Here is a 12,461-nt window from a genome sequence, read left to right on the forward strand (position 1 = left end):
AGACGTAACAATGAAAAAACTACTGTGTACATCTGCAATGGTGCTGGGCCTTGGGCTGCCAGCGCTGGCCGACGGATACCAACCCGACCCCAACGCGACGCCGGGCGGCAATATCGTTGTGACTTACAAAGACGACGTGGCCACGTTGGACCCGGCCATTGGGTATGATTGGCAAAACTGGTCGATGATCAAATCGATCTTTGATGGCCTGATGGATTACGAACCGGGCACGACAACGCTGCGCGCAGGCTTGGCCGACAGCTATGCGGTGTCAGACGACGGCATGGTGTTTACCTTCACGCTGCGCAGCGGTGTGACGTTCCACAATGGTCGTGAAATGACGGCAGAAGATGTGAAATATTCGCTCGACCGTGTGACCAACCCCACGACGCAATCGCCCGGTGCGGGGTTCTTTGGTGCCATCATGGGCTATGATGACATTGCGGCGGGCACGACCGACAGCCTGTCAGGTGTTAAGGTGTTGGATGCCAGCACCGTCGAAATTACGCTGACCCGGCCAGATGCGACGTTTTTGCATGTGATGGCGCTGAACTTTGCGTCGATTGTGCCAAAAGAAGCCGTAGATGCGGCGGGCGATGATTTTGGCAAACATCCCGTGGGGACGGGGGCCTTTAAACTGGCTGAATGGACATTAGGCCAGCGGTTGGTTCTGGAAAAGAACGCGACGTATTGGCGCGATGGGGTGCCCTATCTGGACGCGGTGACCTTTGAGGTCGGCCAAGAGCCCGTCGTGGCGTTGTTGCGTTTGCAAAACGGCGAGGTCGACGTGCCCGGCGATGGCATTCCGCCCGCGAAATTCCAAGAGGTCATGGCAGACCCCGAACAGGCCGCGCGCGTGGTCGAAGGGGGGCAGTTGCACACCGGTTATATCACGTTGAACGTGAACACACCGCCCATGGATGACGTGCGGGTGCGCCAGGCCATCAACATGGCGATCAACAAAGAGCGGATCGTTCAGATCATCAATGGGCGCGCCGTGCCCGCCACGCAGCCCTTGCCCCCGACCATGCCGGGTTACACCGATGGCTACGACGGCTATGCGTTTGACGCTGACGCCGCCAAGGCACTTTTGGCAGAAGCAGGCCACCCCGACGGCTTTGAGACAGAGCTGTTTGTGATGAACACCGACCCGAACCCACGTATCGCGCAGGCGATCCAGCGGGATCTGGACAGTATCGGCGTGAAGGCCGCGATCAAATCGCTGGCGCAGGCCAATGTGATCGAAGCAGGGGGTGCGGGCACCGCTCCGATGATCTGGTCGGGCGGCATGGCATGGATCGCGGATTTCCCCGATCCGTCAAACTTTTATGGTCCGATCTTGGGCTGTGACGGTGCGGTCGAAGGCGGTTGGAACTGGTCATGGTACTGCAACGCGGATCTTGACGCGATGGCCACCAAAGCCGACAGCCTGACAGGCACCGATAAGATCGACGAACGCATGCAAATGTGGTCGGACGTTTATATGGGCGTGATGGCGGATGCCCCTTGGGTGCCCGTCTTCAACGAGCAGCGCTATACGATGAAATCGCCACGCATGGGCGGTGATGACGCGCTTTATGTTGATCCGGTGTCGATCCCGGTCAACTATGACTACGTTTATGTGACCGAGTAAGCACATGTGTCAGGCTTGTAATTACACGATCCACCATGCGCAGCACCACTTTGGCTGGGACAATTCCATTGCCCCGGCCGAACGTGTGACGCCCGGTTCGACCGTTCTGTTCCACTGCCACGACAGTTCGGCAGGTCAACTTGACCTGTCGTCCACCGTGCAGGATGTCGTCGATCTGGATTTCGGCAAGATCAACCCGGTGTCCGGGCCGATCTACATCGAAGGCGCCGAACCAGGCGATAGCGTCAAGGTCACCATCGACAGTTTTGCACCCTCGGGTTGGGGCTGGACGGCCAATATTCCGGGCTTTGGCCTGTTGGCCGATCAGTTCACCGATGCGGCGTTGACCTTGTGGAAATACGACCCGAACACATTGGCCCCGGCGCTGTGGGGTGATCAGGGGCGGGTGCCGTTGAAGCCGTTCTGCGGGACCATTGGCAACGCCATGGCAGAACGCGGCTTGCAATCTATCGTGCCGCCGCGGCGGGTGGGCGGCAACATGGATATCCGTGATTTAGCAGCCGGGACAACGCTTTATCTGCCGGTCGAGGTCGCGGGCGCATTGTTTAGTGTGGGCGACACCCACGCAGCCCAAGGCGACGGCGAGGTCTGCGGCACGGCCATCGAAAGCCCGATGGACGTGGTTTTGACGTTTGATCTGGTCAAGGGTGAAAACCTCAAGATGCCGCGCTTTACCACGCCCGGTCCGGTGACCAACCACCTAGATAGCAAAGGCTACGAGGTGACCACCGGCATCGGCGATGACCTGATGCAAGCGGCCCGCGATGCGGTCTCGGGAATGGTCGATCTGCTGTGCAAACAGCGCGGTATGTCTGCGGTAGACGCCTATATGTTGGTGTCGACCTGCGGTGATCTGCGCATATCCGAAATCGTGGATATGCCCAATTGGATCGTCAGTTTCTACTTTCCACGTTGTGTTTTTGAATGAAACGCGTGTTGGATACCACGTCCAAGGCGGCTGAGGTGGCCGCCTTGGACCGCCCTGTGTTGTCGGTTGAGGGCCTTACCGTGTCTGTCAATGGGCCGCGCGGTCTGACGCCGTTGGTGCACGACACCAGCTTTGCCTTGGGGGGTGGCGAAACCTTGGCCATCGCGGGCGAAAGCGGATCGGGTAAGTCGATCACATCGCTGGCTATTATGGGGCTGTTGCCGCCGCCTGCTGTGCAGGTGACAGGCGGGGCGATCCGCTTGGGCGGGCAAGATCTGACCGACCTGTCGGACACCCAGATGCGCGATATTCGCGGCAACCGCATCGCCATGATTTTCCAAGAACCGATGACCTCGCTTAATCCGGTTCTGACCATCGGCACCCAGATCGCCGAAGCCATCCGTGCCCACGCCCCTATTGGCCGCAGGGTGGCCCGCGCCCGTGCATTAGAAGCCCTGCGCGCGGTGCGGATCAGCCAACCCGAACAGCGGCTGGACCAGTTCCCCCATGAAATGTCGGGGGGCATGCGGCAACGTGTTATGATCGCCATGGCATTGGCGTTGGAACCCGAAGTCTTGATTGCGGATGAGCCCACCACCGCGTTGGATGTCACTGTGCAACGCGAGGTATTGGACCTGCTGCGCGATCTTCAGGCCGAACACGGCACGGGTATTTTGCTCATCACGCATGACATGGGGGTCGTTGCCGAAATGGCCGACCGGGTGATCGTGATGAAAGACGGCATGATCGAAGAGGTCAACGAGGTGGGCGCGCTTTTTAGCGCGCCAACACGACCCTACACACAACAGCTGTTGAATGCGGTGCCGCGTATGGGCGATGGGTCGGGCAAGCCCGAAGCGCCGCCGCACCAAGATACACCGGTGCTAAAGCTGGACAATCTGGCGGTGCGCTTTGACCTGCATGGCGGGTTTTTAGGGCGGATCACCCACCGGGTGCATGCGGTCGAACAGGTTAGCTTTGATATCGCGCGTGCGGAGACCTTTGCGTTGGTCGGTGAAAGCGGGTGCGGCAAATCCACCATTGCCAAGGCCGTGGTCGGATTGGTGCCTTATAGCGGGGGCATTGCCGTCAAGGGGCAGCAGGTGTCCGGCATGGATAAGACCGCGCGCAAAGCCCTGTGCCGCAGCGTGCAAATGGTGTTTCAGGACCCGATGGCGGCGCTTGATCCGCGCATGAAGGTGGGGCATCTAATCGCGGAACCGTTGGTGATCCACGGGATCGGAACGCCCACAGAACGCGCGGCAACGGTGCGCGATTTGCTCGACCGGGTTGGGCTGCCTGCCAGTGCGGCGGACCGGCATCCGCATCAGTTTTCGGGAGGCCAACGCCAGCGGATCTGCATCGCGCGGGCGTTGGCGTTGCGCCCGGATTTGATTATCGCGGACGAATCCGTATCGGCGTTGGATGTGTCAGTGCAGGCGCAGGTGTTGGATCTGCTGGACGAGCTGAAGCGCGATCTTGGTTTGGCGTATTTGTTCATTTCCCATGATATGGCGGTGGTCGAAAATGTAGCGGATCGGGTTGGTGTGATGTACCTGGGGCAGATCGTGGAAATGGGCAGTTGTCGGCAAGTGTTTGGAAACCCTCAACATGCCTATACAAAGCGGTTGATCGAGGCGGTCCCCGTGCCCGACCCTGCCCATATCCGCACCGCTGGTCTACGTCTGACCGGCGATGTCCCCAGCGCGGTTTATGCGCCAAATCAAGGGCCCGAACGGTTGCATTTGACAGATATTGGCGGTGGGCATCATGTGGCGCTGGCGCGCGCTATGTGACCGGGCGTTTCCAACGCGAAAACAAATGCTTGCTTTGTGTGTATATATGGGGGGATTGGGCGCGTAAAATTTACATAAAAACCAGTATTTTACCGCGATTTAATGTTCGTTACTGATACCCAATAAAGGGACCTCTTTGGGAAAGGTTGAACATGCTAAATCGGGTTGGTTTGCGGCGTCCAAGCGTGCCTTCATACATCTTTGCCAGCCTCGTTGTAGCGGGTTTGGTTACCGTCAGCTTTGTGTTGACCTTGGCGTTTTGGATGGCATCAGAGGCAAACCGCCAGTCCGCGCAACAGGTGCGAAATCTGGTCACTAGTGCGACGGACGCCATATCCCAACGGGTGTCACTGAACAACCTCGACTACAGTCATTGGGAAGAGGCGCATAACGCGGTCACCACAGGAGATGTTGCGTGGATCAACAATAATATTGGTACAGGTGTATCGGAAGCGGGTGTTTTCCAGCTCACACAAATTGTGGATAGCAAGAGCCACCCTAGCTATGGCTATTCACGCAAAGGCGCCAAAAACGAAGGGCGTGTGATGCCGCAATCGATCATCGATGAATTCACCACATCGCTGCGCACCATGCCGATTGGTCCTGGCGTGGTTGTGAGCGGGTTGGCGATGATTGATGGGCAATATTACTGCCTTGCTGCCAGCCACATATTGCCATCTGATCCGAACACGCTGGATACCGACGCGCCCTATGTGCTCATTTCCGGGGTTCGGTTTTCCCCCGAACGGATGACCGAGATTTCCAAAGAATATCTGGTAAGTGGCTTGATGTTAATGGCGGCGGATGGGGCGGCGCCAGCCGGCTACGACGAACAGATCTTGTTCAGCGTGGGGGGGCTGCCGGTGTCGAACCTAGTTTGGCACCGCCCGCGCCCCGGAAATGGGCTTTTGGCCAAGGCCTTGCCTGCCATAGGGGTGATGTCGTGCATTTTGTTGGCGTCGTTTTGGTGCGTGGCGCATAGGTCGTCGGGCATGGCCGAGGTGATCGTCACCGAACGCGAGCATGCGCAGACCTCGGCGCGCACCGATAGCCTGACGGGATTGCTCAACCGCACCGGTCTCAAGGAAAAGGTCAAACAACGCGAGATCAACGCGGCGATCCAACGTGGCGACGCGGCGGTTGTGTATTTTGACCTGAATGCGTTCAAGGAGATCAACGATACCGAAGGGCATGATGCAGGCGACAAAGCGTTGCGCGTCACGGCCGAACGGCTGGTGTCGTGTGTGCGGCCGGGCGATCATGTGGCCCGATTGGGGGGGGATGAGTTCGTGTGTCTGTTGCTGGGGCAGAACCCAGAGGCCGCTGCGCGCGGGTTTTGCCAACGGTTAAGACACGCGATGGCAACACCGGTGGATCTGAACGGCAAGGCGCTCAACGTAGGTGTTGCGGTGGGCGTTTCGGTTGGCAGCGTGGGTGCAAAATGGGAAGATCAGCTGATCCAATCTGATGTGGCGATGTACCATGCCAAACGTGCGGGCGGCGACACACCGGTGTTTTTCTCTGAAGATCTGCAAGTGGCCCGCGATTGGGAAAAATCTGTAGCAGAGCGTTTGAGGTCGGGCGTAGAGGATGCGTCGCAGGGACGGTCCCCGTTTCGGTTGGAATTTCAACCGGTCGTCGCGGGGTCATCTGGGGTGTTGGTCTACGCCGAGGCGTTGTTGCGGTGGAATGACCCATCGCTGGGCCGGGTGTCGCCGGATGCGTTTATCCCGGTGGCCGAGACCAAGGGGCTATTGCCGGACCTTGGCGCCTATGTGTTGACGGAATGTTGCCGCCTGATGCAGGGAATGTCCGATCTGACCGTCAGCGTGAACGTATCGCCATTGCAGTTGATCGAAACTGACTTTGCCGACCGGGTTCTGCGCATCACCAAAGACGCCGGCATTGACCCGCAACGATTGATCTTTGAAGTGACCGAAAATGCACTGATCGAAGTGCCTGAGCGGGCGTGTGTGGGGATCAATGCGCTTCGCGATCGCGGGTTTCGTTTTGCTTTGGATGATTTCGGGACGGGGTACGCGTCTATCAATTATCTCAAACACTTCCCCTTCGATACGCTTAAGATTGATCGCAGCTACCTTGCGGAGGTTGAAACATCGGCGCAGGCGCAGGCGGTGTTTGCCACGTTAGCCCAGCTTGGTCAGACACTTGGGATGGAGGTTGTCGCAGAAGGGGTTGAGACACGCGTGCAATCCGAGGCGGTCCTTCAGGCGGGATGTTATCTGCATCAGGGGTATTTCCATGCCCGACCGATGTCTTTTGACGCGTTGAGAGAATACATCGAATGGGCGCGCCAAAAACCCACATCTGTGGCATAAACCTTTAGAGAGCCCCAATGGGCCGACAGCAATATGTGTCAGGCTACAAGGCCCCAAATACCTGCGGGCCCCGTCTATCTGGCCCCACGGGAGCGATAGCCGTGGAACCGCCGCCCCGTTAAATAGTGGGGGATCGCGAGACCCAATCGGTTGCGGATTCGTATTCCCGACCCAGTCCCAGAATATCACCATCCATCCCTCGGTGGCCGATAAGTTGCACCCCCATAGGCGTACCTGCAGCGCCAAACCCGGCTGGCACGCACAGCGCCGGTAACCCGGTTATAGACGCCGGGACAACGACTTCCATCCAGCGGTGATATGTGTCCATTGATATGCCTGCGATGGCTTTGGGCCAGGTTAGTTCGGCATCAAAGGCAAACATTTGCGCCGATGGCAAGGCCAAGACGTCAACGTCCATCTGGGCCGTTTGGCGAAACCAGTCTGACCGGACAGCGCTGGCCCGTTGGATCGCAGCGGGGGTGAGGGCGCGGCCCTGTTCGATTTCCCAGCGCAGTTCAGGCTTTAGCATGTCAGGGGATTGGTCGAGCAGCCCACCGTATTTGCCCGCGATGGACCAGCTGCGTAACACGCACCATGCATGCCATAAGGCCGGGGCAGAGAAGGGCGCAGGTATGTTCTCGACACTGTGACCAAAGACCTCAAAGACCCCAAGCGCGTCTTGGCACAGGGCTTGCACGCCCGGTTCCATTGGGTAGGCACCGTCCCAGTCCCCCAACCATCCGATCCGCAGGGGGCGGTTGGCAAGGTTGGCGCGGTAGGGCCCGTTTGAATGGGGGTGGTCGGGATCATGCTCCGATTGGATGCTCAACAACAGCTCTAGGTCGCGAATGGATCGCGCCATGGGGCCGTCGGTCGACAGTTGCGACAAGAACGTATCGCCCGCGCCACCGCCCGCGACCAAACCATAACTGGGCCGAAACCCAAACACGTTGTTCCACCCTGCCGGGTTGCGCAGCGACCCCATCATATCGGACCCATCTGCCAAGGCGACCATGCGTGTGGCCAAGGCTGCCGCGGCACCACCGCTTGATCCGCCGGCGGATTTTTTGGGGTCATATGGGTTGCGGGTGATGCCGTAGACCGGGTTGTAACTATGGGATCCCAGCCCAAATTCGGGGGTATTAGTCTTGCCGATGATCACAGCACCGGCGTCGCGCAACCGGGCCACCATGGGGGCGTCGGTGGTGGGCACATGGGTGCGAAAAAGCGGCGAGCCGTAGCTGGTGGTGATCCCCGCGGTCTCTGCCAGATCTTTGATCGCAATGGGCAATCCTTGTAGGGGGCCGGCAGGCGCGTGCTCGGCTTCGTGCAACAAAACATCGCGAGGGCGCAACGCAACGATGGCGTTTGTCGTGCCATTCGCGGCTTCGATACGGTCAAGCGTTTCGGCCATAAGTTCAGCCGCGCTGATGGTCCCCACCCGCAGCACGGCGAGCTGTTGTGTGGCGTCTTGGTTGATCATCTTGCCGTCTCCCTTGGATCATGGGCCGCGCACCAAGGTCGCGCACCGGGAAAATATATCCATAAGGGCCGGGGGTGTCACGTGGGTCAACGCTATCTGGCGCGATTTTTAGACGTAAGAAAAGACGTCGATGTCGTCGGTGGTCAGTGTTGCGAGATCGATACCTACAAGCGTGGCACGGTCGCCGCTTGCGTCAAGATCAATGACGACATTCTGACCGACCTGACTGGAGGCACCAAGAATGCTCTGAGCGGTCCAGTCTTCAAAGGCGTCATTGTGGAAGATAAACACCAGTTGGTCATCTTGGTCGGCGTTGAAATCCAGTACGGTATCGTGGCCCAAGTCGCCCTCGAAGACAAAGACGTCGGCACCGGTGCCACCCTCGAGACTGTCATCCCCGCGCCACCGTTGAGCGCATCGTCGCCGCGCCCATCCGTTCGACACTGCGGATGTTAGGTTGATCCGGCCCCTTACATCCCAAGACGTCGCAGACTTAATGCAACAGAGTCGTTTGAAATTCCCTGCTGCTTACATCTCAAGACACAATCGGTTACGTCCTGCGTAGAGCACACAATTTTGTGTTCATGGGCTGAAAATATCAATTAGACTAGAGCAAACCGTTCGAAGGTCAGGGAAGAGAAATACAGCAGATGTTGATCAAGGATATTTTTCTATCTGTGCTGGGCCGCAGCACCCAAAGACGGGCCATTGCTTTTCAAGAACGTCAGCGCAATCGCCTTTCGCCCTCTCCCATGGGCGTGGAATTTCCGACAAGTTTGGACACTACGCGCCTCATCGTTCTGACTGATGCTAAAGATTTGAAAGGACGCGCAGCATTTTTGGAAGGGCTGGGAGGGGAAATCCTGTTCGATCTGCCCAACGTCGAGCAGGAGACTGATTATGTAGTTTGTTTCGGGTACTCTGACTTTTTGCGCAATGTTGGAACGCTGGAAAAAAGCGGGTGGAAAAAGGTTCTTTTGTTAGAAGCCGGTTTCCTGAGAAGTGTCCTTATGGATGGAAGCGCATCCCGATACGACCAAGCTATTTGCTTTTTCGTCGACAACTACGGCTTTCACTATGACCCGACCTTTCCGTCTCAGTTAGAGGATATGGCCAATCACCCTGATTTGGAAATCTTACCTCACGAACTGGAGAGAGCAGCAAAACTACGCGACAAGATCATTTATGAAAAGCTCACGAAATATAACGACCAAAGCATGGACAACGTGTTGCCCGATGATGGGCGTGCGCGCGTTTTGGTTGTTGAACAAGCGCGCAATGATTGGGCGATCCGTAAGAGCCGGGGGGGGCGAAAATCATTTGAAAGAATGGTCGATTGCGCACTGTCAGAGAACCCTGACGCAGAAATTGTGTTGAAGGTTCATCCCGATTCCCTGAATGGAAAACGCGGTGGGTTGGAAAAATCCTATTTTGGACGGCACAGAGACGAAGGACGGATCCGCGTGGTGCGCGAGAAGATTAACCCGCTTGTCTTGATGGAACGCACCAGCAAAGTATACGTATTTTCTTCGATGCTTGGTTTTGAGGCCGCATTGATGAACAATGAAGTACATCTGTTTGGTCAGCCCAGTTATGGCGGGTGGGGTTTCACCGTTGATCGGTCAAAATTTGCGCGGCGAACTCGAAACCTAAGCCTCCTTGAGTACTTCTATTTGGTATACTTCAGATATCAAAAGTACATTGGCACCGATGGCAAACCGTGTGAGCCGGAAGACGCGGTTGAGGCTCTTATCGCGCTAAGAGACGAGTATCATGCTGAAACACAATCACATATTTCAACCGGAGCAGGCATGTCTGTCGCGCAACGATGAAGCCTAGAATCGCATTATTCAACGACACATCTTCGGATCAAGGCCATTACGGGTGCGCGCTTGTCATGGAGGCGATCGAGAGACTGCTTGCCGATCTGGAATTGGCCCCCGTTTTTCGATGGCCCGTTGGAAGGGATTGGCGCGCGCACTCAAACGAAATGCCTGAACGCGGTCAGATTGATGCTGTCGTGGTCAACGGTGAAGGCACAATGCATGGAGCGCCCCACAATGAACGTGCCGTTGCGCTGGCCAAGCTTGGGGCTTTTGCGCGTGACGCGCTTAACGTGCCCAGTGTCCTCATCAATGCCTCCCTTTTTGGGAATGATGCCGCGTTTTACGAAGACTTAAGGGCATTTGACCTTGTCGTGGCGCGAGACAGAGCAAGCCAACAGGCATGTACTGCGCATGATATCCCAGCGTTGCATTGTCCTGATTTGACCTTTGCGATCAGTGCAGCAAGAAAAAACAACGCGAGACAGAAGGATGATCTTGATGTCGGCTTTACAGGTAGCGTGATCCCGCGGACTGACTTTGCCATTCGGCAGATGGCAAAGTCGCTCAATGCGGACTTCCGACCTATGGTCGACATTGCCAGCCGCGATTTGTCTCGGCCGTCACGTTTAAGCGTATCTCGACTGCGGAAAGCCTTGCGGGCACGAAAACGCGTGCGCCTGTTTGGTGAAGATGTGCGCTTTGCTTCGGCACATGATTTCGTGGATTGGATCTCGAACCGTGATCTCATTGTGACTGGCCGCTACCACACGGTGACGCTTGCGATCCTGACGCATACGCCATTTTTGTACTTGGACAGCAACTCCCCCAAGATCCAAAAGTTAATTGAAGATGTCGGGCTGATTCAAAACAGAAAACTGGCATCAATCGAAGATCTGGACCAGACAGCATTACGCGCTGCTTGTGTGTTTACGTCACAGGATGACGCGGCCATTGAGGAATTTTTGAAGGTGTCATCTGCACAGTACCAAGAGGTATGCGCCGCGATGGGAAAGGCGATATTTAAGGTATGACCGACGTTAAAGCCTACATCATCCATCTGCAGAGCGCGACGCAACGCAAAGAGAATATCGACCTGATGCGCACCAAACTGCCGCGTGCGTCGGTGGTCGAGGCCATTGATGCGACGACCCTCGATGCCTCGACACAAAGGCTTCATTACAAGAGGTTTGCGTCATGGCCCCCGTACCCGTTTGCCATGCGTACGTCAGAAATTGCTTGTTTTCTCAGTCATCGCAAGTGTTGGCAGATCATAGCTGATGGTGACGCGCCATATGCGTTGGTGTTAGAGGACGATGTCGCGTTTGTTCCGTCTGTTTTTGACCGCGCATTGGCAAAAGCCGAAGAAATGGCAGCAGAGACCTGCTTTATCCGGCTTGAACGCTGCAAAAATGACCCGGATGAGACCATCCAACCGCATATTATAAAACCAAAATTTGCAGGCCACGGAATGCAGACGCAATTGGTGGGGCGCGAAACAGCAAAGCACCTCTTGCGCGTCACAGAAGTATTCGATCGCCCGGTGGATACGATCCTGCAGATGCCGTGGCTTAGTAAGCAAACCCTGATGGAGGTCGTTCCCTCGGGGATCAAAGAAATTTCGGACGCTTTGGGGGGGTCCACAATTGCAACTCGGAAATCGCGTTATCCGCGTATTTATAGGGAACTCCTGCGCCCCGCCTACAGAGCGGCCGTGATAGCAACAACCCTCGTTCTAAGATGAAACGCGTGCAGCAGATAAACCACGCAATTGTCGGAAACGGCCCTTTGTCCGACAAGGACAAGCGTTGTATTTCCGAGGCGGCGCATATCACTCGGTTTAATCTGACGCCCAACTTGGCTGACGTTGATGATAGCCGGACATCTTGTCTGGTTATCGTCAACCGCAGCAAACAGATAAATCAATACTTCAGAGACCAAGTTTACTTATCCCATGGCGCGTTCCAAAAAGCCGCGCGCATTGTGATGCCATACGATGAGAGCATCATTCGCGATTTTTTCCCACGGGTGACCTTGCGCGACCGGATCAAACGACGACTAGGAAATTGGGCGCCAATCGTCAAAGATATGGCCGAAAAGTCAGGCAAAAGTTTTGGCGTCTTGTCGCGCGAAGATTACACAGGGGCATGCGAGGCTCTCGGATACGAGCCGAAAAACCGGGCGGGGCCGTTTCCAAGCACAGGGTTTCTCGCGATATATAAATCACTGAGTGATGCCGAAACCCCTAAGCCCATAGATCTTTTTGGATTTGCTTTTTCGGGGTGGAAAAGGCACGCATGGTCTCTGGAGGAAGCTTTTGTCTTGAAAGCAATTGAACGGGGCCAAATTGTCCTGCACCGTTCCGATCGCCCAGTCACAGGCGAAACCTTGGACAGTTCGCTGCCCGTGCCGCAAGGGTCGTGATATTTCCCAAGCAT

At 56.5% G+C, this 12,461-nt stretch carries 10 protein-coding genes; 8 read left to right on the forward strand and 2 right to left on the reverse strand.

What is annotated here, in order from left to right:
• The first annotated feature begins 10 nt into the window (after positions 1 to 10).
• The 4 genes from ABJH13_RS13955 to ABJH13_RS13970 all read left to right on the forward strand — a co-directional run bounded on the left by ABJH13_RS13955 (position 11) and on the right by ABJH13_RS13970 (position 6,717).
• On the forward strand, positions 11 to 1,633 hold the full coding sequence (locus ABJH13_RS13955) for an ABC transporter substrate-binding protein (protein ID WP_348406828.1): 1,623 nt from the start codon (positions 11 to 13) through the stop codon (positions 1,631 to 1,633).
• Positions 1,634 to 1,637: 4 nt separating this feature from the next.
• Complete coding sequence (locus ABJH13_RS13960; protein WP_348406829.1) at positions 1,638 to 2,582, forward strand: acetamidase/formamidase family protein; 945 nt, start codon at positions 1,638 to 1,640, stop codon at positions 2,580 to 2,582.
• A complete protein-coding gene (locus ABJH13_RS13965; protein ID WP_348406830.1) occupies positions 2,579 to 4,378 on the forward strand; it encodes an ABC transporter ATP-binding protein in 1,800 nt (599 codons plus the stop codon). The genes ABJH13_RS13960 and ABJH13_RS13965 overlap by 4 nt, the downstream gene beginning before the upstream one ends.
• Before the next feature lie 185 nt (positions 4,379 to 4,563).
• Positions 4,564 to 6,717: a bifunctional diguanylate cyclase/phosphodiesterase gene (locus ABJH13_RS13970; protein ID WP_348406831.1), complete on the forward strand. Its 2,154-nt coding sequence runs from the start codon at positions 4,564 to 4,566 to the stop codon at positions 6,715 to 6,717.
• 118 nt (positions 6,718 to 6,835) lie between these two features.
• Here ABJH13_RS13970 and ABJH13_RS13975 read toward each other — a convergent pair whose 3' ends face one another.
• Positions 6,836 to 8,200: an amidase gene (locus ABJH13_RS13975; RefSeq protein ID WP_348406832.1), complete on the reverse strand. Its 1,365-nt coding sequence runs from the start codon at positions 8,198 to 8,200 to the stop codon at positions 6,836 to 6,838.
• Between the two features lie 108 nt (positions 8,201 to 8,308).
• The gene (locus ABJH13_RS13980) at positions 8,309 to 8,644 is read right to left on the reverse strand and encodes a hypothetical protein (protein WP_348406833.1); all 336 of its coding nucleotides are present in this window, start codon (positions 8,642 to 8,644) and stop codon (positions 8,309 to 8,311) included.
• A 206-nt stretch (positions 8,645 to 8,850) separates the two neighbouring features.
• On the opposite strand from ABJH13_RS13980, the gene ABJH13_RS13985 reads away from it, so the two are divergent.
• Genes ABJH13_RS13985 through ABJH13_RS14000 form a run of 4 tightly spaced genes read left to right on the forward strand, consistent with a single transcriptional unit; the run spans position 8,851 to position 12,447 of the window.
• Positions 8,851 to 10,032, forward strand: a complete 1,182-nt coding sequence (locus ABJH13_RS13985; protein WP_348406834.1) for a hypothetical protein — start codon at positions 8,851 to 8,853, stop codon at positions 10,030 to 10,032.
• Positions 10,029 to 11,057 carry a polysaccharide pyruvyl transferase family protein gene (locus ABJH13_RS13990; protein ID WP_348406835.1) on the forward strand — a complete coding sequence of 343 codons (1,029 nt, stop codon included), beginning with the start codon at positions 10,029 to 10,031 and terminating at the stop codon, positions 11,055 to 11,057. The genes ABJH13_RS13985 and ABJH13_RS13990 overlap by 4 nt, the downstream gene beginning before the upstream one ends.
• Complete coding sequence (locus ABJH13_RS13995; RefSeq protein WP_348406836.1) at positions 11,054 to 11,767, forward strand: glycosyltransferase family 25 protein; 714 nt, start codon at positions 11,054 to 11,056, stop codon at positions 11,765 to 11,767. The genes ABJH13_RS13990 and ABJH13_RS13995 overlap by 4 nt, the downstream gene beginning before the upstream one ends.
• A gap of 5 nt (positions 11,768 to 11,772) precedes the next feature.
• Positions 11,773 to 12,447: a hypothetical protein gene (locus tag ABJH13_RS14000; RefSeq protein WP_348406837.1), complete on the forward strand. Its 675-nt coding sequence runs from the start codon at positions 11,773 to 11,775 to the stop codon at positions 12,445 to 12,447.
• Positions 12,448 to 12,461 lie beyond the last annotated feature (14 nt).

The sequence above is a fragment of the Roseobacter sp. genome (genome assembly GCF_039970775.1).
Taxonomy (GTDB): domain Bacteria; phylum Pseudomonadota; class Alphaproteobacteria; order Rhodobacterales; family Rhodobacteraceae; genus Roseobacter.

Bases quoted from the DNA above. Each gene is read 5' to 3' on its own strand.
- ABJH13_RS13995 (WP_348406836.1), top strand. From the start codon at position 11,054: ATGACCGACGTTAAAGCCTACATCATCCATCTGCAGAGCGCGACGCAA.
- ABJH13_RS13960 (WP_348406829.1), top strand. From the start codon at position 1,638: ATGTGTCAGGCTTGTAATTACACGATCCACCATGCGCAGCACCACTTT.
- ABJH13_RS13975 (WP_348406832.1), bottom strand. From the start codon at position 8,200: ATGATCAACCAAGACGCCACACAACAGCTCGCCGTGCTGCGGGTGGGG.
- ABJH13_RS13985 (WP_348406834.1), top strand. From the start codon at position 8,851: ATGTTGATCAAGGATATTTTTCTATCTGTGCTGGGCCGCAGCACCCAA.
- ABJH13_RS13955 (WP_348406828.1), top strand. From the start codon at position 11: ATGAAAAAACTACTGTGTACATCTGCAATGGTGCTGGGCCTTGGGCTG.
- ABJH13_RS13990 (WP_348406835.1), top strand. From the start codon at position 10,029: ATGAAGCCTAGAATCGCATTATTCAACGACACATCTTCGGATCAAGGC.
- ABJH13_RS13965 (WP_348406830.1), top strand. From the start codon at position 2,579: ATGAAACGCGTGTTGGATACCACGTCCAAGGCGGCTGAGGTGGCCGCC.